General features: G+C 65.8%; 21 protein-coding genes. 8 read left to right on the top strand and 13 right to left on the bottom strand.

The features are described 5' to 3' along the window. Nucleotides 1-7: 7 nt before the first annotated feature. The 3 genes from AC6BOR_RS15065 to pyrC all read right to left on the bottom strand — a co-directional run bounded on the left by AC6BOR_RS15065 (nt 8) and on the right by pyrC (nt 2,343). Nucleotides 8-283 carry a hypothetical protein gene (locus tag AC6BOR_RS15065; RefSeq protein ID WP_498059169.1) on the bottom strand — a complete coding sequence of 92 codons (276 nt, stop codon included), beginning with the start codon at nt 281-283 and terminating at the stop codon, nt 8-10. Between the two features lie 208 nt (nt 284-491). Then, nucleotides 492-1,313, bottom strand: coding sequence for a DUF6671 family protein (locus AC6BOR_RS15070; RefSeq protein WP_498059170.1), 822 nt, complete (start codon nt 1,311-1,313; stop codon nt 492-494). Beyond that, on the bottom strand, nt 1,306-2,343 hold the full coding sequence (pyrC, locus tag AC6BOR_RS15075) for a dihydroorotase (RefSeq protein WP_498059171.1): 1,038 nt from the start codon (nt 2,341-2,343) through the stop codon (nt 1,306-1,308). Before pyrC ends, AC6BOR_RS15070 begins: the two co-directional genes overlap by 8 nt. A gap of 139 nt (nt 2,344-2,482) precedes the next feature. Between pyrC and AC6BOR_RS15080 the strand changes: the two genes are divergently transcribed. The 3 genes from AC6BOR_RS15080 (at nt 2,483) to AC6BOR_RS15090 (ending at nt 5,147) form a co-directional block, all read left to right on the top strand. Next, nucleotides 2,483-3,295, top strand: a complete 813-nt coding sequence (locus AC6BOR_RS15080) for a universal stress protein (protein ID WP_498059172.1) — start codon at nt 2,483-2,485, stop codon at nt 3,293-3,295. Nucleotides 3,296-3,388: 93 nt separating this feature from the next. Next, nucleotides 3,389-4,513, top strand: a complete 1,125-nt coding sequence (locus AC6BOR_RS15085) for a sensor histidine kinase (protein ID WP_498059173.1) — start codon at nt 3,389-3,391, stop codon at nt 4,511-4,513. Further along, nucleotides 4,506-5,147 (top strand): response regulator transcription factor, encoded by a 642-nt coding sequence (locus AC6BOR_RS15090; protein WP_498059174.1) that lies wholly within the window; start codon nt 4,506-4,508, stop codon nt 5,145-5,147. Before AC6BOR_RS15085 ends, AC6BOR_RS15090 begins: the two co-directional genes overlap by 8 nt. Here the strand turns inward: AC6BOR_RS15090 and AC6BOR_RS15095 are convergent. From AC6BOR_RS15095 to ccoN, 9 genes are read right to left on the bottom strand one after another with little or no spacing between them, the layout of a single operon-like run. Continuing rightward, complete coding sequence (locus AC6BOR_RS15095; protein WP_498059175.1) at nt 5,130-5,354, bottom strand: hypothetical protein; 225 nt, start codon at nt 5,352-5,354, stop codon at nt 5,130-5,132. The two genes, AC6BOR_RS15090 and AC6BOR_RS15095, sit on opposite strands and share 18 nt — an antisense overlap. Continuing rightward, the gene (gene ccoS / locus AC6BOR_RS15100; protein WP_498059176.1) at nt 5,344-5,502 is read right to left on the bottom strand and encodes a cbb3-type cytochrome oxidase assembly protein CcoS; all 159 of its coding nucleotides are present in this window, start codon (nt 5,500-5,502) and stop codon (nt 5,344-5,346) included. The genes AC6BOR_RS15095 and ccoS overlap by 11 nt, the downstream gene beginning before the upstream one ends. After that, the gene (locus tag AC6BOR_RS15105; protein ID WP_498059177.1) at nt 5,499-7,622 is read right to left on the bottom strand and encodes a heavy metal translocating P-type ATPase; all 2,124 of its coding nucleotides are present in this window, start codon (nt 7,620-7,622) and stop codon (nt 5,499-5,501) included. Before AC6BOR_RS15105 ends, ccoS begins: the two co-directional genes overlap by 4 nt. Further along, nucleotides 7,619-8,068: a FixH family protein gene (locus AC6BOR_RS15110; protein ID WP_498059178.1), complete on the bottom strand. Its 450-nt coding sequence runs from the start codon at nt 8,066-8,068 to the stop codon at nt 7,619-7,621. Before AC6BOR_RS15110 ends, AC6BOR_RS15105 begins: the two co-directional genes overlap by 4 nt. Before the next feature lie 13 nt (nt 8,069-8,081). Continuing rightward, a complete protein-coding gene (ccoG, locus tag AC6BOR_RS15115) occupies nt 8,082-9,545 on the bottom strand; it encodes a cytochrome c oxidase accessory protein CcoG (RefSeq protein WP_498059179.1) in 1,464 nt (487 codons plus the stop codon). Next, the gene (gene ccoP, locus AC6BOR_RS15120) at nt 9,532-10,473 is read right to left on the bottom strand and encodes a cytochrome-c oxidase, cbb3-type subunit III (RefSeq protein ID WP_498059180.1); all 942 of its coding nucleotides are present in this window, start codon (nt 10,471-10,473) and stop codon (nt 9,532-9,534) included. Before ccoP ends, ccoG begins: the two co-directional genes overlap by 14 nt. 6 nt (nt 10,474-10,479) lie before the next feature. After that, nucleotides 10,480-10,644: a cbb3-type cytochrome c oxidase subunit 3 gene (locus tag AC6BOR_RS15125; protein WP_498059181.1), complete on the bottom strand. Its 165-nt coding sequence runs from the start codon at nt 10,642-10,644 to the stop codon at nt 10,480-10,482. Further along, the gene (gene ccoO / locus AC6BOR_RS15130) at nt 10,641-11,396 is read right to left on the bottom strand and encodes a cytochrome-c oxidase, cbb3-type subunit II (RefSeq protein WP_498059182.1); all 756 of its coding nucleotides are present in this window, start codon (nt 11,394-11,396) and stop codon (nt 10,641-10,643) included. Before ccoO ends, AC6BOR_RS15125 begins: the two co-directional genes overlap by 4 nt. 12 nt (nt 11,397-11,408) lie before the next feature. Further along, entirely contained in the window at nt 11,409-13,073 is a 1,665-nt protein-coding gene (gene ccoN / locus AC6BOR_RS15135; RefSeq protein WP_498059183.1) for a cytochrome-c oxidase, cbb3-type subunit I, read from the bottom strand. A gap of 188 nt (nt 13,074-13,261) precedes the next feature. Between ccoN and AC6BOR_RS15140 the strand changes: the two genes are divergently transcribed. From AC6BOR_RS15140 to AC6BOR_RS15155, 4 genes are all read left to right on the top strand, one after another. Next, entirely contained in the window at nt 13,262-14,176 is a 915-nt protein-coding gene (locus tag AC6BOR_RS15140) for an ATP-grasp domain-containing protein (RefSeq protein ID WP_498059184.1), read from the top strand. A gap of 35 nt (nt 14,177-14,211) precedes the next feature. Further along, nucleotides 14,212-15,966, top strand: coding sequence for an aminodeoxychorismate synthase component I (gene pabB, locus AC6BOR_RS15145; RefSeq protein ID WP_498059185.1), 1,755 nt, complete (start codon nt 14,212-14,214; stop codon nt 15,964-15,966). A gap of 25 nt (nt 15,967-15,991) precedes the next feature. After that, nucleotides 15,992-17,194, top strand: a complete 1,203-nt coding sequence (locus AC6BOR_RS15150) for a pyridoxal phosphate-dependent aminotransferase (protein ID WP_498059186.1) — start codon at nt 15,992-15,994, stop codon at nt 17,192-17,194. Between the two features lie 288 nt (nt 17,195-17,482). After that, a complete protein-coding gene (locus AC6BOR_RS15155; protein ID WP_498059187.1) occupies nt 17,483-17,938 on the top strand; it encodes a tRNA (cytidine(34)-2'-O)-methyltransferase in 456 nt (151 codons plus the stop codon). Nucleotides 17,939-17,947: 9 nt separating this feature from the next. Here the strand turns inward: AC6BOR_RS15155 and AC6BOR_RS15160 are convergent, their stop codons facing one another. After that, a complete protein-coding gene (locus AC6BOR_RS15160) occupies nt 17,948-18,619 on the bottom strand; it encodes a spermine/spermidine synthase domain-containing protein (RefSeq protein WP_498060675.1) in 672 nt (223 codons plus the stop codon). Between the two features lie 289 nt (nt 18,620-18,908). Between AC6BOR_RS15160 and AC6BOR_RS15165 the strand changes: the two genes are divergently transcribed. Next, nucleotides 18,909-19,727: a hypothetical protein gene (locus AC6BOR_RS15165; RefSeq protein ID WP_498059188.1), complete on the top strand. Its 819-nt coding sequence runs from the start codon at nt 18,909-18,911 to the stop codon at nt 19,725-19,727. Nucleotides 19,728-19,842 lie beyond the last annotated feature (115 nt).

A 19,842-nucleotide genomic window follows, 5' to 3' on the forward strand; every position in this document is an offset into this window, starting at 1 on the left:
TGCCCGATCATCGTTGCTCGGCCGCGGCACGCAGGGCGCTGAGCACAGTGTCGAACGGCACCTTGTCGCCAGGCTTCAGGCCGCGAAGGAGCAGGGTGGTCTCCACTTCCCACCCAGCCGGCTGCTTGAACGAGCGGTCAATGATCATCGGGCCGCCCAGCATGTCGTGGCCCCAGCGCAGATCCTGCCGCTCGATATCGGCATCAAGACGCAGGCGGCATTTGGTCCCCCAGGGATGGCGCTTGAGACACGTGATCACAGTGAAGGTCGGCTGATCATCCATCCCCATCTGTTTGGCACGTGCCCCATTTGGAGGCAATCTTGCCAACCACCATCCTTGGCCTGCCGCTGTCCTACACACCTGCAATCTGTCATCATCGGACAAGCTGTCCGCCGTTTGGCATGGCGGTGCCGGCTTCAGAGTCGGTTGCATCGGTCAAACAGGGGCAGATGCGGAAAAAGTGGAAAAAGTCACTCTGGAATTGGCCAGATCAGGGGTTGCACCAGTCGCAGCTGGCCGGGCTGGCCGCCGTCACGCCATCAGGGCGCGGGCGGCTTTCCTGGTGGCCACAGGCAGAACAGCCATCGATCATGGCGAAGATGGCCTGCGTGGGCTGGTTGCAGGTGGAGCAGGGCAGGCCGCGCATCACGTCCACCTGGCCCCAGCCGGGGCAGCCGCAGGCGGAGCAGGGGGTGGCAAGCCGCGCCGCCAGTCGGCCGGCAAGGCTGCGGATGGCGGCCATGCGGGTGGGGTTCAGATGGGCCCGCATGTCGGTTTCCAGCCGGTTGCCGGGCCAGGCGAGGGCGGAAAGGGCGGCCATGTCCTGCACGCCGGTGGCGAGCATGGTGCCATCAGGGCCGCGCACCACCAGCGCGTGGGATGGAAAGCCGATGCGGGCGAGGAAGGGGGCAATGTCTTCGCCGGCGCTGATGACGTGATGGGCGAAGTTGGTGCGGCGCGAGACTGCCGAAAGGCTGAGCTCCAGCCCGCGGGCCTGATCGATGAAGGCAAGGGTTTCGACACCGCCGGCACCAAAGGGCAACCAGGGGTGCGGGCCGAAGCTGCCCTCGCTGGCCAGGCCCATCGGCAGACCAGCCGCCGCCATGCCGGCCCGCGCCTTGGCCAGCGCCGCCTGTGCCGGGGTGCCGGTGCGGGCGATGCTGCCGGTGAAGGTGCCGAACTGATCGGTGTCGATGGCGACTGGTTCGACGATCAGGCCAAGCCGCCGTGCCAGCGGCGGTGCCAGCGCACGCTCCTTGCCGTGCTGGGTGGCCAGCGCGACCCGTTGCCCCTGATAGGGATGATCAGCCAACAAAGCGCCAGCCGAGCGTTTCACCGGCATGGAAGGGCACGATCTCGGTGTCAGCGGCAGCCAGCCGGGCCGGCACCGGGGTGGGCACCCGTTGCAGCGTGATGAACTCCGGGTTCAGCGGCAGGCCATAGAAGCGCGGGCCAAACTCGCTGGCAAAACCCTCCAGCCGGTCGAGCGCACCTTCCTCCTCGAAGGTCTTGGCATAGGATTCGATGGCGAAGGGCGCGTTGTAGATGCCGGCACAACCGCAGTCGCTTTCCTTGGCCTCCACGCCGTGCGGCGCGCTGTCGGTGCCGAGGAAGAATTTGGGATTGCCGCTGGTGGCGGCGGCGCGCAGGGCCTGGCGATGCAGCTCGCGCTTGGCCACCGGCAGGCAATAGAAATGCGGGCGGATGCCGCCTTCGAACATGGCGTTGCGGTTGATGGCGAGATGGTGCGGCGTGATGGTGGCGGCCATCAGTGGGCCGGATGCGGCAACGAAATCAACCGCATCCTTGGTGGTGATATGTTCGAACACGATCTTTAGCGCCGGGAAATCGGCGACCACCCCTTTCAGGATGCGATCGATGAACACGGCTTCGCGGTCAAAGATGTCGACATTGTGATCAGTGACTTCGCCGTGGATCAGCAGCGGCATGCCGATGTGCTGCATGGCTTCGAGCGCCGGATAGATGTGGCGGACATCGGTGACCCCATGGGCGCTGTTGGTGGTGGCATGTGCGGGGTAGAGCTTGGCGGCGGTGAAGATGCCCTCGCCATGGCCGCGCACCAGTTCGTCAGGATCGATGTGATCGACAAGATAGCAGGTCATCAGCGGTTCGAAGCGGATGCCCGGCGACACGGCGGCGCGGATGCGATCCCGATAGGCGGCGGCCGCCGCGGCGGTGGTAACCGGCGGCTTGAGATTGGGCATCACGATGGCACGGGCGAACTGGCGGGCGGTGGCATCGGCCACGGCGGCCAGCATGGCGCCATCGCGCAGGTGAACATGCCAATCATCGGGGCGGCGCAGGGTGAGGGTCTCGCTCATGGCCGCCCGATACGCCTTTGCGCTGGGCTGGGAAAGCCCTCCTGAACGGCCGCTGCCGCAAAGCCGGTTCCGTATTGATGCGTACAGATTTGTGGGGGCGGAATAGGCGATAGGGGATGGGCTGACGGGACGTGTTTCGATGAAGAATCTGTTGCTTCATATCCACGACGATGATGATCTGCCGACCCGGCTGGCGCTGGCGGTGGATTTGGCGCGGCAGATGGGCAGCCATATCGCCTGTGTTCAGGTGACGCCGGTCGAGGCCTATGCCAGCGACCCCTATGGCGGCATGCTGGGCATGGCCGCGCTGATCGACACGATCCACGATCAGGACAAGGCGCTGCGCCTGGCGACCGAGGCGCAGTTGCAGGCCGCCGATGTGAGTTGGGACTGGCACAGTTTTGACGGCAATGTGGTGGAAAATCTGATCGACCGCTCGTTGCTGGCCGATGTGGTGATCGTATCGCAACCGGGCCAGACGGTGCGGCGCACGCGGCGGCAGCCGATGGCGATCGTGGGTGACCTGGTGATCCATGTGCCGTGCCCCGTGCTTATGGTTCCGCAAGGTTGTGAGGGGCTGGATCTGGCCGGACCGGCGATGATTGCGTGGAACGGATCGGCCGAAGCCGCGCACGCCATGCGGCTGGGCCTGCCGCTGCTGCGCCGGGCCAGCGCCGTGCACCTGGTGGAGGTGAGCGACGATGCGCCGGGCATTTCGGCGCAGGAGGCGCGAACCTGGCTGACCCGCCACGGAATTGCGGTGGACCTCCACGAATGGCCGGCCAAGGGGCGACGGATCTCGGTGGCGTTGCAGCATGCCGCGGCCGAGCTTTCGGTCCATTATCTGGTGATGGGCGCCTATGGTCACAGCCGCTTGCGCGAAACCGTGCTGGGCGGGGTGACCAAGGAGTTGATCGCATCGGCCGGCCTGCCGATGTTGATGGCGCATTGATGCAAATCAGGCGTTGAAATTGCGCCATATTCCGTCACTATCCTGAGCGTGTGCCCGTTTGCCGATAGCCAGACGAAGCGGCGAAATCCGCTTTTGGACCAGGGGGATGCGCTGCAGCGCACAATCCTGGCGACGGTGCCTGATGCCCTGATCGTGATTGATGAACAGGGCACCATCCTGCTGTTTTCCGAAACGGCGGCGCGGATGTTCGGCTATGCCGATGATGAGGCGATCGGCCAGAATGTGAAGATCCTGATGCCGAACCCGGACAGGGACCGGCACGACGATTATATGCAGCATTATATGGACACCGGCGAGGCGCACATCATCGGCATCGGCCGGGTGACCAACGCGCGCCGCCGCGACGGCAGCACCTTTCCCATCGAGCTGGCAATCGGCGAGGCTGTGACCGAACATGGCCGGCTGTTCACCGGCTTCATCCGCGATCTGACCGAGGTGCAGCGGGCCGAGCGGCGGCTGAACGATTTGCAGACCGAATTGTCCCATATCAGCCGGGTTTCGGCGATGGGCAGCCTGGCCAGTGCGCTCGCGCATGAACTGAACCAGCCGCTCACCGCCATCATCAGCTATGCCGAGGGTGCGCGCAGCCTGCTGGGCGATGACGGCACCCCGGCCGCCGACCATATCGAGATGGTGCGTGAGGCCCTGGCCGAAGCCAGTGTACAGGCGTTGCGCGCCGGGCAGATTGTCCGACGCCTGCGCGAATTCATCAGCCGGGGTGACAGTGAAAAGCGGGTGGAGCGGCTGCGCCGCTTGGTAACCGAAGCCTCGGCCTTGGCGCTGACTGGCACAGGCACGACCGGGCTGGATTTCAACCTGCGGCTCGACACGTCTGCCGATCTGGTGCTGGTGGACCGGATCCAGATCCAGCAGGTGCTGCTGAACCTGATCCGCAACGCGGTGGAGGCCATGCAGCAAAGCCGGCGTCACATGTTGGACATCCGCAGCCGCCGGTCTGGCCGCGACATGGTGGAGGTGATCGTGGCCGACAGCGGCCCCGGCCTGTCACCCGAAATTGCTGCCGTGTTGTTCCAGCCGTTCAACACGTCGAAGGAAAAGGGGATGGGGCTGGGCCTTTCGATCAGCCGCACCATCGTGGAGGCGCATGGCGGCCGCATTTGGGCCGAACCATCGGAATATGGCGGCACCGCTTTCCATTTCACGCTGCCATTGGCTGAGGAGCCGGGGGATGTCTGACAGGCAAGTCTATCTGGTGGATGATGAGGCGCCGGTGCGGCGATCCCTGGGGTTCATGCTGAAGACCTCGGGCTATGAGGTGGAGCAGTTTGAAAGCGGCGAAGCCTTTCTGAAGGCGGCCGGGCAACTGGCGCCGGGCTGTGTGCTGCTGGATGTGCGCCTGGGCGGGCTGGACGGGCTCGCGGTGCAGCAGGCCCTGAAGGATCGCGGCATCATGCTGCCGGTGATCATCATCACCGGCCACGGCGATGTGGGCCTTGCTGTGCGGGCGATGAAGGCCGGCGCGGTGGATTTCCTGGAAAAACCCTTTGAAAAGACAGCGGTCGTTGCCGCCATTGATCAGGCGCTGGCGCGCAATCAGGGCCGGGCCGAGCTGGAGCGCCTGGCTGATCAGGCCCGAGCCCAGCTGAACGGACTGACCCCGCGCGAACGCGATGTACTGAACGGGCTGGTGGAAGGCCAATCCAACAAGGTCATTGCCTATGATCTGGGCATCAGCCCACGCACGGTGGAGATTCACCGCGCCAATCTGATGTCGAAACTGGGGGTGAACAGCCTTTCCGATGCGCTGAAGATCGCGTTTACGGCCCGTATGGCGGAATTGGCGGGATCGTCTTCAGCCGAGCCGGCCTGAGCGTTTCTGACGCTGGCAGCCGATGTGGCAGGGGCTGTCGCAATCGGACTTGCCGCCTTTGGCTGGGCTGGCGGGCAGGGTGGTGCCGCTGCACAGAGACAGCAATTGGGTGTTGGCGCGGGCGGGCAGGCTCAACGCGGCCAGCGCCAGCGCAATCAGCGCTGGCAAATAGGCAAGTGGTTCATTTCGCAGGGTTTCAGGGCGCATCGGCTGGGCCTTCCTCATCGATGAGGATGCGCAGTGCGGCGCCGTCAAGATCGTCGAACTGGCCGCGGCCCACCGCCCAGAAGAAGGCGAACAGGCCCAGGAGGCCAAGACCGAGCGCGATGGGGATAAGAAAGAGTATCCCGTTCATTTTGCGGCGCCTTTCAGCCTGAGGGCATTGGCAATCACGATCACCGAGCTGCCCGACATGGCCAGTGCGGCAATCAGGGGGGTAACAAGGCCGAAGATGGCCAGCGGCACGGCGACGACATTATAGGCGATGGCCAGCGCGAAATTCTGGCGCACAATCGCCTGTGTCGTGCGCGCAACCTGCACGGCCGTGGCAACCGGGGCCAGGCTGGTGCCCAGAAACACCGCATCGGCGGCATTCTGGCTGGCATCGGCGGCCGATCCTGGCGCCATCGAAACATGGCCGGCGGCCAGCGCCGGGCCGTCGTTGAGACCATCGCCCACCATCAGCACGCGGCGGCCTTCGCCGGCCAGTGCCTTGATGCGCGCCAGCTTGCCGGCGGGATCGAGCCCGCCTTCGGCCGGGATGCCGAGCACGGCGCCAACGGCGGCAACCGGGGCCGCCCGGTCGCCCGACAGGATGCGGGCGGGCAGGCCCAGCCCGGCCAGGCTTGCCAGCGTGGCAGCCGCTGCCGGGCGCAGCGGATCGGCAAAGCGGATCAGGCGTTCGGGGGTGCTGCCGATCTGCAGCGCGGCAGCGATATCGGCGCTTGCGCTGGCCGGGCGGCCAAGGCGGACGATCTGGCCCTGCCATTGGCCGGTGAGGCCTTCGCCTGGGGTTTCGCTGATCAACGTCACCCGCGCCGGCACGACGCCATTGGCGGTCAGCGCCCGGCGCAGCGCTTCGGACAGCGGGTGGCGGCTGCACTGGGCCAGGGCCAGCGCGATGCCGGCGGCTTCGGCCGGCAGCATGTGGAGGTCCAGCGGTTCGGGCTGGCCAATGGTGAGCGTGCCGGTCTTGTCGAACACCGCCACATCGGCTTCCGCCAACCGTTCCAGCGCGCTGCCATCCTTGACCAGCACGCCCACCCGCATCAGCGCGCCGCTGGCGACGATCTGCGCGGCAGGCACGGCCAGGCCCAACGCGCAGGGGCAAGTAATGATCAGCACTGCCACCGCGATCAACAACGCCTGGTGCCAGCCGGCGCCGGCCAGCATCCAGCCAATGAAGCTGAGCGCGGCCAGCGTGTGGACGGCCGGTGCATAGAGCCGGGCGGCGCGATCGGCGATGCGGACATAGCGGGAGCGGCCCTGCGCTGCATCCTGCATCAGCCTAGCGATATCAGCGATGCCGGTATCCGGGCCGGCCGCAGTGACGGCGACGGTGACGGCAGCGCCGGTGTTGAGCGTGCCGGCCAACACCCGGCCGCCGGGGCCAACAGCGACGGGCATGGCTTCGCCGGTGATCAGCGACTGTTCGAAATGGCTGCGGCCATCGAGGATGACGCCATCGGCCGCCAGCCGTTCGCCGGCCGCGACCAGCATGGTCATGCCCGGCCGGATGGCGCTGGCGCTGAGCCAGTGCGAGCGGCCATCGTCTTCAACGATCAGCGCGCCCGACGCCATGTGCTTGAGCAGAGCCGATACGCCATCGCGGGCCCGGTCACGCATCACCGCATCCAGCCAGCGCCCGGCCAGCAGGAAAAACAGCAGCATCACCGCGCTGTCGAAATAGGCGTGGTGGCCGTGGGTGATGGTTTCAAACAGCGACAGGGCGGTGGCCAGGGTGACGCCGATGGAGATCGGCACATCCATGTTTGTGTGGCCGGCCTTCAGCGCCCGTGCCGCCGAGCGGAAGAAGGGCTGGCCAGCATAGGCAACGGTGGGCAGGGCGATGAGGGCGGACAGCCAGTGGAACAGGTCGCGCGTGATGCCGCCGGCGCCCGACCAGACCGAGACGGAGAGCAGCATGATGTTCATGGCGGCAAAGCCGGCGACGGCCAGCGCCTTGACCAGGCTGCGCGCCTCACTGTCGGGCCCGGCCAGCGCGTCACCGATCGGGCTGGCATCAAAGCCGAGATCGGCAAAGGCCTTGACCAGCGCCGGGGTGGCCAGCGCCGGATCGTGGGAGAGGCTGACCTGCTTGGCAGTGAAATTGACCCGGGCCGCGGCCACGCCAGGCACGGCAGCAAGGCCGCTTTCCAGCTTGGCGATGCAGCCGGCGCAGCGCATGCCGGGCACGGCAAAGCGGCTGCTGGCCAGGGCTTGGCCGGCGAGGTTGGCGCCGAGCGGCCGGTTCATGCCAGCACCTCGGCAACGCGTTTCTGATTGGCACCATGGCGGATGGTGAGCCGCACCTGCCAGCGGCCGGCCGGCAGCGCCGTGGTGGCAACCAGACGGTCGCCGGCATCACTGCGGAAGGCCAACGCGATGTCGGGCGCTCGGCCAAGCGGGTGATGGGCGCTGCCACTGACGGTGAAACCGGTGCCGGGCACCGTCACGACCACATGGCGGCCGGCATCGAGGCTGACAGGGGTGGCCCAGCCCAATTGGTCCTGCGCGCGGGCATCGGCCAGCCAGCGGTTGAATTTCTGGCTGGCGACATAGGAGTTTTCAACCACGGTGCCGCCAAAGGTGCCGCTGGCCAGCCGCGCCATGTGGATGTTCACCGCCACCACGATGCCGAAGAAGCCGACCATCACGGTGACCATGTGGCGGCCTGTGAAACGGGTCTGGGTGATATTCATGACGCCATTCTCCCTATTGGCGGACGAATTTCAGGTTGCGGGCGGCGTTTTGCGCTGGTTCTCCGGCCTGGGCAGGTTCCAGTGGGCGGGCAACCAGGGCAAATCCGGTTTCCCCCGCCGATCCGGCCGGCGCGGCGACATAGATGTGCAGCTTGGTGGTGGCATCGGCGGCGACACTGATGCGGGTGCTGCGGGCGGCATCGCGCTTGTCCATCGCATCGGTCCACAGCCGCCCCTGCGGCAGGCCGGTCATCGCCAGTTCGATGCGGCGCGGGCGGCTTTCCATGTTCCTGAGCTTGATGGTCCAACCGTTGCGCACCGTGCCGTCGGACATGGTGATCACGATGGGGTTGCGATCCTGGGCGGCATCGATGGCCAGCCGGGTGCGGCCGCCAAGTGTGAACAGCATGGCGACACCGATGCTGGCCCAGACGGCGAAATAGATGAGGGTGCGCGGGCGCAGCAGCGTCTTCAGCACCGGGGTGGCGGTGCCGCCGGCCAATTCCTTCTTCTGGTCATCCAGGTTCAGATAATCGATCAGGCCGCGGGGACGGTTGAGCTTGGCCATCACCTCGTCGCAGGCATCGATGCACAGCGCGCAGTTGATGCAGCCCAGCTGCGGCCCGTTGCGGATATCGATGCCGGTGGGGCAGACCGAGACGCAGGCGTTGCAATCGATGCAGTCACCGGCGTTGCCGGGCGCCATGGTGGCGGCCTTCTTCAAGCCTTGGGTGCGCGGTTCGCCGCGCCAGTCGCGATAGGTGACGATCAGCGATTTCTCATCCAGCATGGCGGTCTGGATGCGCGGCCACGGGCACATGTATATGCACACCTGTTCCCGCATGAAGCCGCCCAGCGTGAAGGTCATGAAGCTGAGCACGGCGACCGTGGCATAGGCAACGAAGGGCGCGTCGCCGGCCATGAACTGGCGGGCCAGCGTGGGGGCATCGGCAAAATAGAAGATCCAGGCCCCGCCGGTGGCGGCCGCGATGGCCAGCCACAGGCTCCATTTCGTCAGCCGGCGGCCGAGCTTGGCGGCACTCCATGGCGCGGCGTTCAGCTTCAGCTGGGCGTTGCGGTCCCCATCGATCCAGCGTTCGATATGTTGGAACAGATCAGTCCACACGGTTTGCGGGCAGGCATAGCCGCACCAGGCCCGGCCCACGGCGGACGTGACGAGGAACAGGCCAATGCCGGCCATGATCAGCAGGCCGGCGACATAGTAGAATTCCTGCGGCCAGATTTCGATGTCGAACATGAAGAAGCGGCGGCCGGCCAGATCGATCAGCACGGCCTGATCGGGGGCGTGGGCGCCGCGATCCCAGCGCAGCCAGGGCGTGACGTAATAGACCGCCAGACACTGGGCCATCACCGCCCATTTCAGGCGGCGGAACCGGCCGTTCACCACACGGGGAAAGACCGGCGCGCGCTTCTTGTAGAGGTCGCTCGTCGGATTGATGAGATCAAGTGCGGACATTGGTTTTGCCAGTTTCGGCAGCGGCGGTTTCGGCCGCTGCCGCGGGGGGATTGGCAGTTGCAGTCTGTGGGGTCGGCAGGGCCTCGCCACCGCCCAGCGAATGGACATAGGCGGCCAGCATCTTGATGGTGACCGGATCGAGCCGGCCGGCCCAGTGCGGCATGACACCGAACCTGGCCTTGCTGATCGTCTGGGTCAGGGTGGCGCGATCGCCGCCATAGAGCCAGATGCCATCGGTGAGATTGGGCGCGCCCATCTCGCGGTTGCCCTTGCCATTGTCGCCATGACAGCTGGCACAGTTCTCGGCGAACAGTTGGGCACCGGCTATGCTGGGCTTGCCCTGGCCGGAAATGGCGCGAACATGTGTCACCAGCTGCTGGATCTGGCCCTTTGACAACATGTCGCCAAAGGCCGGCATCTGGCTGAAACGGGTTTCATCCACGTCGGGGTTGCGCACGCCGTTGGTGATGGTGAAGTGGATCGACTTGATGTCGCCACCCCACAGCCAATCATCGTCCTTCAGATTGGGATAGCCCTTGGAGCCCGCGGCGCCAGAGCCATGGCATTGCACGCAATTCACCCTGAAGGCCGCGCCGCCGCCTTCGATGGCAGAGCGCATCAGCTGCGGATTGGCCGCAAGATTTTCAACCGGCGTGGCGGCGATGGCCTTGAGCAGCGGCGCCCGCTCGGCCGCCTCGGCCTTCAGCGCGGCGTCAAGCTGGCCAAGGCTGGACCAGCCGGTGAGGCCGGCAACATCGGGCAGGGCCGGATAGGCGACGACATAGCCGGCGGCGAACACCACGGTGCCGGCGAAGATATAGACCCACCAGCGCGGCAGCGGCGTGTCCAGTTCCTCGATGCCATCCCATTCATGGCCAACCAGCCTGGTGCCGGTGGCATCATCGACGCGGGGTTTTTCGTGAGACATGAACCCTCACTCCTTGCTGTCATCAGCCCGGAAGATCATGCGGGCGGCATCGTGGTGGCGGCGGCCGGCACCGGGCCGGAAGGTGAAGCCGATCAGGCCCAGGAACAGCAGGGTCATCGCCAGAAGGCCCCAGCTGTCGGCGAAATGGCGCAGGCTGTTGTAATCGTTCATTTCGGCTGCTCCTGCGCCTCGGCCGCCTTGAAATCGACGAGGGTGCCGAGCATCTGCAGATAGGCGATCAGCGCATCCATTTCGGACACCATGGCCGGGTTGCCATCAAAATCCCGGGCCTGGGCCTTGGGGAAGCGCGCCTGCAGATCGGCGGCATCGGCATCGGGCGTCGCCTGCAGCGTGAGATCGGCGTTGGCGCTGGCGATATCCTTGTCGGTATAGGGCACGCCAACGGTGCGCAGCGCCTTCAGATGGGCGGCCATGTCGCCGGCGTTCAGCGGCTTTTCGGCCAGGAAGGCATAGGGCGGCATGATCGATTCCGGCACGACGCTGCGCGGATCTCTCAGATGCTCCCGGTGCCATTCATCCGAATAGCGGCCGCCAACCCGGGCGAGGTCAGGCCCGGTGCGCTTGGAGCCCCACTGGAAGGGGTGATCATACATGCTTTCAGCCGCGAGGCTGTAGTGGCCGTAACGCTCCACCTCGTCCTTGAAGGGGCGGACCATCTGGCTGTGACAGACATAGCAGCCTTCGCGCATGTAGATGTTGCGGCCAGCCAGCTCGAGCGGGGTGTAGGGGCGGACGCCCTCCACCTTCTCGATGGTGCTGTCGACCCAGAAGAGCGGCGCGATTTCCACGATGCCGCCGATGGCAACGGCAACCAGTGCGCACAGACCGAGCAACGTGATGTTGCGTTCCAGTGTGCGGTGGGAGAAGCCGGGTTTCTCAGGGGTTTGCGGGTGGGAAGCCATGTGCGTTCTCCCTCATTCAGCCGGTTGCAGGGCGCCGGCAGCCGAAGCCGGTGCGGGCAAGGGACGATCGGCCCTGGCATCATAGGGCGTCTCGGTCATCGGGGCTTCGGCGCGGATGCGCCCCGCGATGGTCATCGCGATGTTCCAGGCAAAGACCAGGGCGCCCGAGAGGTAGAGTGCGCCGCCAAAGGCCCGAGCCAAGAACATCGGATGGATGGCAGCGACGGTTTCGGCGAAGCTGTTCACCAGATAACCATCGGCACCATATTCGCGCCACATCAGCCCCTGGGTGATGCCGGCAACCCACATCGAGGCGGTGTAGAAGACGATCCCGCCGGTCGCGAGCCAGAAGTGCCAGTTGATCAGGCGCAGGCTGTACAGGCGCTGGCGGTTCCACAGGCGCGGCGCCAGATAGTACATGCAGGCAAAGGTGATCATGCCGTTCCAGCCAAGCGCGCCGGAGTGGACATGGCCGATCGTCCAGTCGGTATAGTGCGACAGGCTGTTGACCGACTTGATCGACATCATCGGGCCTTCAAAGGTGCTCATGCCGTAGAAGGCGAGGGCGAGCACCATCATGCGGATGATGGGATCGGTGCGGATCTTGTCCCACGCGCCGTTGAGCGTCATCAGGCCATTGATCATGCCGCCCCACGACGGCATCCACAGCATGACCGAGAACACCATGCCCAGGCTCTGCGCCCAATCGGGCAGCGCGGTGTAGTGAAGATGGTGCGGGCCGGCCCAGATATAGAGGAAGATCAGCGACCAGAAGTGGATGATCGACAGGCGATAGCTGTAGACCGGCCGTTCAGCCTGCTTGGGCACGAAATAGTACATCATGGCCAGGAAGCCGGCGGTGAGGAAGAAGCCCACGGCGTTGTGGCCATACCACCATTGGGTCAGCGCATCCTGCACGCCCGAAAAGGCCGAATAGCTCTTGGAACCAACCAGGCTGACGGGCAGCGACAGGTTGTTGACCAGGTGCAGCATGGCCACCGTGATGATGAAGGCCAGATAGAACCAGTTGGCGACATAGATATGCGGTTCGCGCCGCTTGATCACCGTGCCGCCAAAGACGATCAGATAGGCGACCCACACGATGGTGAGCCACAGATCGACATACCATTCCGGCTCTGCATATTCGCGGCCCTCGGTAACCCCCAGCAGATAGCCGGTGGCAGCCAGCACGATGAACAGCTGATAACCCCAGAACACGAAGCGGGCGAGGCTGGGGAAGGCCAGCCGGGCGCGGCAGGTGCGTTGCACCACGAAGAAGCTGGTGCACAGAAGCGCGTTGCCGCCAAAGGCGAAGATCACTGCCGATGTGTGCAGCGGCCGCAGCCGGCCGAAGGTGGTGTACTCAAACCCGAGGTTGAGCACCGGGTAGGCCAGCTGCAGCGCGATGAACAGGCCGGCGAGCAGACCGACCACACCCCAGAAGGTGGTCGCGATCACGCCCCAGCGCACCGGCGCATCATCGTAAACACTCTCGTCATGCCCCAGGCGGGCGGTGACATCGGATGTGGCCATCACCGCCAGCGCCGCGATCAACGCGGCCAGCGCCATGATGCCCATGTGAATGGCAAAGGCCGTATCCTGGGCCTGGGCCATGGCAACGAGCGCCAGGACCATTGCCAGAAACAGGCCGCCGGATTTTGCCAGCGTCGCAGGCATGCGTGCCCCCTTTTTGCAAGTTCGGTGGCGGATGTTTCGCCCCGGATGCTGCGCTGCGGGAATACGGGCTTGCCCTATTAGGTAATGCTCCGGAGGCGCTTTTCCGGCGGGATTGACCTACATCAAATCAGGCTCGCGCCATTTGTGCGGGCTGTTTCGGCTGCCCACTGGGTGGCGGAAAGCCGCGCATGCACCAACTCGCCATCGTCTATGATCACCCGCGCTGGTTCCAGCCGATGTTTGCCGCGCTGGAACGCGCCGGAATTGATTATGTCGCGGTGCACACCGATGGCCACGGGTTTGATCCGATTGGCGGGCAGCCGCCGGCGCCGGTGATCTTCAACCGGGTGGCGATGGGCGGCCACCGCGTGGGCCGTGGGCATCCGGTGTTCTATTCGATGGCGCTGCTCGATCACTGGGCCGGGCAGGGGGCGCTGGTGCTGAACGGCGCCAATGCCATGGCGATCGATGCCAGCAAGGCGCGGCAACTGGCGCTGATCAACCGGCTGGGTCTGGGCGCGCCGGCCACGCGGGTGGTGCATGATGTGCCGGCCTTGATGGCGGCGGCGCGCACCATCGGCTTTCCGCTGGTGGTGAAGGCCGATATCGGCGGTTCGGGGTCGGGCATCCTGCGCTTTGATTGTGTTGAGGATCTGGCCGATGCCGCCAACGCCGGGCGGCTGCCGCAATCGGCCAATGGCGTGTGGCTGGTCCAGGCGCTGGTGCGGCCGCGTGGGCAGGTCGTCACCCGGATCGAGGTGCTGGGCGGGCGCTATCTTTATGCCCTGGATGTGGCGGCCGAGGATGAAGCGCTGGCGCTGCAATCCCCCGATGCCCGGGTGCAGCGGCTGGCCACGCGCCGGCGGATGCGCGCCGAACCGCCGCCGGGCCTGATTTCGGCGGCCGAGATGCTGGCCCGCGAAGCCGGGATGGAGGCGTGCGGCGTTGAATATATGATCGATGATCGCTGCGGCACGCCGCGGTTCCACGACATCAACGGCCTGTCGGTGTTTGTGGACCAGCCGATGGACGTGCTGGGCTGGGATCCGCACGACCGGCTGGTCGAGCGCCTGTGGCATCATATCCGCCGCATGGGAGGATAGTTGCCGCAACCCGGACCCGGCCTTATGCCGCGCCGGTGATTGATCCCCGGCGCCCGTTCCTGTTGCTCGACAATGCCGCTAGCGGTGAGGCGTGGCTGCTTGACGATCTGGCCGAAGCCTTGCCGATCACCGGCCCTGATGCCGTGGCCCCGGCCATCGCCCGGCTTGCCACACTGGGGCCGTGGGGCGGATTTCTGGGCTATGAGGCCGGCTATGCGCTGGAGCCGCGCCTGGCCGGACTGCACCGCCCACCGCCAGACGGGCAGACGCTGGGCTGGTTCGGCCGCTTTGGCCGGGCTGTGCCGGTCGATGCGGCGGCCGTGCTGGCGGCTGCCGAAGGGCCGGCCAGTGTCGGCCCGTTGATGCCGCTGCTCGATCAGGCTGGCCATGCCGCCGCGCTCGCCCGGTTGCAGCACTGGATCGCGGCCGGGGATATTTATCAGGGCAATCTCACCTTTCCGGCCGAGGTCGCGGTTTCTGGCCAGCCGCTGGCGCTGTACCGCCGCCTGCGCGCCGGCTCGCGGGCGCCGCATGGCGCATTGCTGTTCACCGGCGATCTGTGGCTGCTGTCCTTCTCGCCAGAGCTGTTCTTCCGCATGGCCGGCCGCCACTTGGAAACCCGGCCGATGAAGGGCACGGCGCGGCGCGGGCGCTTTGCGGCCGAAGATCAGGCGCTACACGCCGCGCTGGTGGCCAGCCCCAAGGATCGCGCCGAAAATCTGATGATCACCGATCTGTTGCGCAACGATCTCTCCCGCGTTGGCACCGACGTCGCGGTGCCCGCCCTGTTTGATGTGGAGGCCTATCCCACCGTCTGGCAGATGACCTCCACCGTCACCGCCCAGGCCCGGCCGGGCGTCACGGCCGCTGATGTGCTCACCGCGCTTTTCCCCTGCGGCTCCGTCACCGGCGCGCCCAAGATACGGGCGATGCAGTGCCTCGCTGAACTGGAGCCGGCACCCCGCGGCGCCTATTGCGGGGCCATCGGCGCGGTCTTCGCGCCTACCGAGGCGCATTTCAATGTCGCCATCCGCACCCTGGCCTGGCCGATGGGAAGCGCCACCGCCCGGCTGGGGCTGGGCAGCGGTATCGTCGCCGACAGTGCAGCCGATGCCGAATGGGCCGAATGCCTGGCCAAGGCCGCCTTTCTGCACCGCCGGCCGCCGCCCGATCTGATCGAGACGATGCGGGTGGTGGATGGCGCTCTGCCCGATCTTGCCTGGCATCTCGACCGGCTGGCGGCCAGTGCCACGCATCTGGGCCATCGGCTCGACCGGCCGGCGCTTGTCGCCGCGCTGCCGCCACTGGTGGCCGGCCACAACGGCCGCGCCCGGCTGCTGCTGGCGCCGTCGGGGGCGTGGAGCCTGCAGCTGTCGCCCCCGCCGCCGCCGCTGCCTGATCCGCTGCCGGTGGCGCTGGTGCCGCTGCCGGTGGCCGGCGATGACTGGCGGTTGTGCCACAAGACCAGCGACCGCGCCTTTTACGACGACGCCCGCCGGGCCAGCGGCGCGGCCGAGGTGGTCTTCGTCCGGCCCGATGGCCTTGTGACCGAAGGCAGCTTCACCAACCTGTTTGTCCAGCGCGACGGCCGCCTCCTCACGCCACCGGCCAGCCTGGGCCTGCTGCCCGGCGTGTTGCGCGCCCGGCTGCTGGCCAGTTGCGAGGCGATGGAGGCTCCCGTGACGGCCGCCGATCTGGCCGACGGCTTTTTCCTTGGCAACGCCTTGCGCGGCCTGATCCCGGCGCGGTTGCGCGCTTCGCCGGTTGCGCTGCAACAATCTGGCGCTTAAGGGCTGCGGCGCGAAAGGACCTTCCATGAACCGCACCTCTGCTGCCATCAACCGCATCCAGCCATCGCCCACCATCGCCGTCACCAACAAGGCGGCGGAGCTGAAGCGGCAGGGCCGTGACGTGATCGGCCTAGGCGCCGGCGAACCCGATTTCGACACGCCGGATTTCGTGAAGGAAGCCGCCATTGCCGCCATCCGCGCCGGCCAGACCAAATATACCGGGGTGGATGGCACGCCGGAATGCAAGGCAGCCGTGCAGGCCAAGTTCAAGCGCGACAACAAGCTGGACTATGCCCTGGATCAGATCAGCATCAATTCGGGCGGCAAGCACACCATCTTCAACGCGCTGCTGGCCACGCTCGATCCGGGTGACGAGGTGATCATCCCGGCGCCCTATTGGGTGTCCTACCCCGATATCGTCATGCTGGCCGGCGCGACCCCGGTGGTGGTGCCGTGCGGCGTCGCCCAGAATTTCAAGATGACCCCGGCGCAGCTGGACGCGGCGATCACGCCGAAAACCCGCTGGCTGATCTTCAACTCCCCCAGCAACCCCACCGGCGCCGCCTATACCCGCGCCGAACTGAAGGCGCTGGCCGATGTGCTGATGCGCCACCCGCATGTGCTGGTGCTGGCCGACGACATGTATGAGCATATCGTCTATGACGATTTCGATTTCGGCACCCTGGCCGAGATCGAACCCGGCCTGTATGACCGCACGCTCACCGTGAACGGCGCGTCCAAGGCCTATGCCATGACCGGCTGGCGCATCGGCTTTGCCGGTGGGCCACAGTGGATCATCAAGGCGATGGCCAAGCTGCAATCGCAATCCACCTCCAATCCCTGCTCCATCTCCATGGCGGCCACGGTCGCGGCGCTGAACGGGGACCAGAGCTTTTTGAAGGAGCGCAACGCCGCCTTCCAGCGCCGGCGCGATCTGGTCGTTTCCATGCTGAACCAGACGCCGGGCCTGATCTGCCCGCGGCCGGAAGGCGCCTTCTATGTCTATCCCGATTGTTCGGGCCTGATCGGGAAGACGACGCCGACGGGCAAGGTCTTGAACAACGACGAGGATGTGGCGGCCTATCTGCTGGAGGCCGAAGGCGTTGCCGTGGTGCACGGCGCGGCCTTTGGCGGGTCGCCGGCCTTCCGCATCAGCTATGCCACCGCCGATGCCGTGCTGGAAGAAGCCTGCAAGCGTATCCAGCGGGCGGTGGGCAATTTGGTCTGAACGTGCCGATTTTTCCCGGCGGATTTTGACACAATTGACAGATTCGCCGGGAATGGAGACTGTTTTTGCTGAAAAAACCGGCGCGTCGACACGGGCCAACAATGCCATATCCCGCCCATGTAGGACAGCCCAACTGACAAATCCTCCCCCTGTGGGGGAGGTGCCCGCAGGGCGGAGGGGGCCCGCCAGAGCCGCGCGCCGGCCCCCTTCGGCCCCTCCACCGCCTGCGGCGGTCCCCCTCCCCGCCCTTCGGGCAGGGAGGATCTGTTTTGAGCCTGAGGCCCGCTGATGCGCATTGCCCTCTATGAACCGGAAATCGCCGGCAACGTGGGTGCCGTGCTGCGGCTGGGCGCGTGCCTCGCGGTGCCCGTCGATCTGATCGAGCCCATGGGCTTTGTGTGGGACGACAGGCGCGTGCGCCGCACCGCCATGGACTATATCGACCATGTGGCAGTGACGCGCCACGCCAGCTGGGCCGATTTCCACGCCTGCCATGGCGGCGCGCGGTTGGTGCTGCTCACCAGCAAAGCCAGCCAATCGCCCTATGATTTTGCCTTCCAGGCCGATGATATCCTGTTGTTTGGCCGGGAAAGCGCCGGCGTGCCCGATGCGGTGGCGGATTGCTGCCCCCACCGCCTGCGCCTGCCGATGCAACCCGGTGTGCGCTCGTTCAACCTCGCCATGTCGGCCGGGATCGCCGTGTCCGAAGCCTTGCGGCAAACCGGCCAGCTGCCTACGGCCTGACCGCCCACCTCAACGCGGCACGGCAAACCAGATCACATGGGCAGCGCCCTTGCCATTCTCGCGTGCCCGCACCGACACCGTGTCCACCGTGAAGCCGGCCCGTTCCAGCCGGCGGCCAAAGGCCGGATCGGGCGCGGCCGACCAGATCGCCAGCACCCCGCCCGGCCGCAACGCCCGCCGCGCCACCGCCAACCCCCGCGCGCCATAGAGCCCGTCATTGGCCGCACGCGTCAGGCCATCGGGGCCATTGTCCACATCCAGCAGGATCGCATCATAACGGCCTGCCCCCTGGTCCATCACGGCGCCGACATCGCCCATCACCAGCGTCACCCGCCGATCATCCAGGCAGCCCGCCGCCACCGCCGCCATCGGCCCACGCGCCCATTCGATGATGCCCGGCACCAGCTCCGCCACCGCCACCCGCGCCTCCGCCCCCAGCCGGCCCAAGACCGCCCGCAAGGTGAACCCCATGCCATACCCACCCACCAACACATGCGGCGCCGCCCGCCCGGCCAACCGGTCACAGGCCATGGTGCCCAACGCCACCTCCGACCCATGCTGCCGCGTGCTCATCAACTCGTTGCGATCCAGCACGATCATGAAATCATCACCCCGCCGGAACAGCCGCAGCGGCGGCCCACCCGGCACCTCGGCCACACCCACGAGTTCCCGCGGGATCATCCGGCGGTGATTGCGGTTGCTGTCATGCACGCATCTCCTTGGCCGCGAGGCATGGCAGAGGCGGGGCGCTGGGGCCAGCGGGATTTTGGTCGAAAGGAAGGGGGCCTCCGCCCCGGATCAAGTCCGGGGTGACGTGGCAAGGGGCGAGGCCCCTTGACCCGTTTGTTTTCGGGTGGGCTGGGTGGCCATATGGTCCGGTCCATCTGGCGGCAATGCAGGCGGATTGATGGCTGACCGCAATTCAATATAGTTTCTAAAGCCACGAGCTTGGTCGGAAACTGATTCCCGCATGCCGCAACTGCCGAGATTTCTGTTCCCATTGTTGTTGACTGGGTCAGCGCTTGTTGCGCTGTTCCAGTTTGGTCATGAAGCCCGTGGCTGTGCTTGCGGATCACCGCCATCGCAGTTCGAACTTGGGCAAACGATTGCCATCGCCAACGGTGACAACAAGGCGAAGGCAATAGTGGCGACCGGTCTGGTTTATTTTGGCTACCTTGATCGGGGCGAACTTGAAGAGGCGTCACGATGGAAACGCAGAGCAATTGCTGCCGGTGATCCGCACGTTCTTTCAAATGACGCTGGAGACATTTTGGTCAGCATAGTGGATATTTCCGATCGCCAGCAGAAACATGCCAAACTTCGGCAGGCGATCGATCTGCTTGACCGCGCCAAAGACCATCGTGATTTGTTGGATGATATCGGTCGCTCGGCTTATGTGAAGGAATTGCGTGAAGCGCGCGGCGCGTTGCTGGCGATGAAGGTGGGGCTGGCCACGCTGGAGGCCAAGGCCGAACGCGGCGATGCGACAGCAGCGCATGACTTGGCGGCCTATTATTTCAGGGTCGAACTTGATCAAGACAAGCGGAGCTACTGGTCGTTGCGTGCGGCCAGATTGGGTGATCCCGGTCTCGCCTATGACTATGCCTGCTGCTTGCACGAGAAGATGGCGGATCTAATTGACGGCAAGAAGGTCATTCAGGCTGCATGGGCCAATCGCCGCGCATGGGAAAACAGCGGGGACCAATGGGTTCAGGCGACCCTGGCAAATGATTTAAAAAAGGTCGAATTCAAGATTGACCGCCGCATTGCCATGATCACGGGTTCATGACCCGAAGCCGGGCCAGTCCCACCGCCCGAGCCAATCGATTGGGGGCACGCCTTGCACGAGGAACCGCACCAGATCGAATCGGGTGCAGGGGCCGCGCCCCTGCCCGCCGGAGGCC

The sequence above is a fragment of the Sandarakinorhabdus sp. FBCC-B8862 genome (assembly GCF_059745315.1).

Bases quoted from the DNA above. Each gene is read 5' to 3' on its own strand.
- AC6BOR_RS15065 (WP_498059169.1), bottom strand. From the start codon at position 283: ATGGATGATCAGCCGACCTTCACTGTGATCACGTGTCTCAAGCGCCAT.
- pyrC (WP_498059171.1), bottom strand. From the start codon at position 2,343: ATGAGCGAGACCCTCACCCTGCGCCGCCCCGATGATTGGCATGTTCAC.
- AC6BOR_RS15080 (WP_498059172.1), top strand. From the start codon at position 2,483: ATGAAGAATCTGTTGCTTCATATCCACGACGATGATGATCTGCCGACC.
- AC6BOR_RS15090 (WP_498059174.1), top strand. From the start codon at position 4,506: ATGTCTGACAGGCAAGTCTATCTGGTGGATGATGAGGCGCCGGTGCGG.
- AC6BOR_RS15095 (WP_498059175.1), bottom strand. From the start codon at position 5,354: ATGCGCCCTGAAACCCTGCGAAATGAACCACTTGCCTATTTGCCAGCG.
- ccoS (WP_498059176.1), bottom strand. From the start codon at position 5,502: ATGAACGGGATACTCTTTCTTATCCCCATCGCGCTCGGTCTTGGCCTC.
- AC6BOR_RS15105 (WP_498059177.1), bottom strand. From the start codon at position 7,622: ATGAACCGGCCGCTCGGCGCCAACCTCGCCGGCCAAGCCCTGGCCAGC.
- AC6BOR_RS15110 (WP_498059178.1), bottom strand. From the start codon at position 8,068: ATGAATATCACCCAGACCCGTTTCACAGGCCGCCACATGGTCACCGTG.
- ccoG (WP_498059179.1), bottom strand. From the start codon at position 9,545: ATGTCCGCACTTGATCTCATCAATCCGACGAGCGACCTCTACAAGAAG.
- ccoP (WP_498059180.1), bottom strand. From the start codon at position 10,473: ATGTCTCACGAAAAACCCCGCGTCGATGATGCCACCGGCACCAGGCTG.
- AC6BOR_RS15125 (WP_498059181.1), bottom strand. From the start codon at position 10,644: ATGAACGATTACAACAGCCTGCGCCATTTCGCCGACAGCTGGGGCCTT.
- ccoO (WP_498059182.1), bottom strand. From the start codon at position 11,396: ATGGCTTCCCACCCGCAAACCCCTGAGAAACCCGGCTTCTCCCACCGC.
- ccoN (WP_498059183.1), bottom strand. From the start codon at position 13,073: ATGCCTGCGACGCTGGCAAAATCCGGCGGCCTGTTTCTGGCAATGGTC.
- AC6BOR_RS15140 (WP_498059184.1), top strand. From the start codon at position 13,262: ATGCACCAACTCGCCATCGTCTATGATCACCCGCGCTGGTTCCAGCCG.
- AC6BOR_RS15150 (WP_498059186.1), top strand. From the start codon at position 15,992: ATGAACCGCACCTCTGCTGCCATCAACCGCATCCAGCCATCGCCCACC.
- AC6BOR_RS15155 (WP_498059187.1), top strand. From the start codon at position 17,483: ATGCGCATTGCCCTCTATGAACCGGAAATCGCCGGCAACGTGGGTGCC.
- AC6BOR_RS15160 (WP_498060675.1), bottom strand. From the start codon at position 18,619: ATGATCCCGCGGGAACTCGTGGGTGTGGCCGAGGTGCCGGGTGGGCCG.
- AC6BOR_RS15165 (WP_498059188.1), top strand. From the start codon at position 18,909: ATGCCGCAACTGCCGAGATTTCTGTTCCCATTGTTGTTGACTGGGTCA.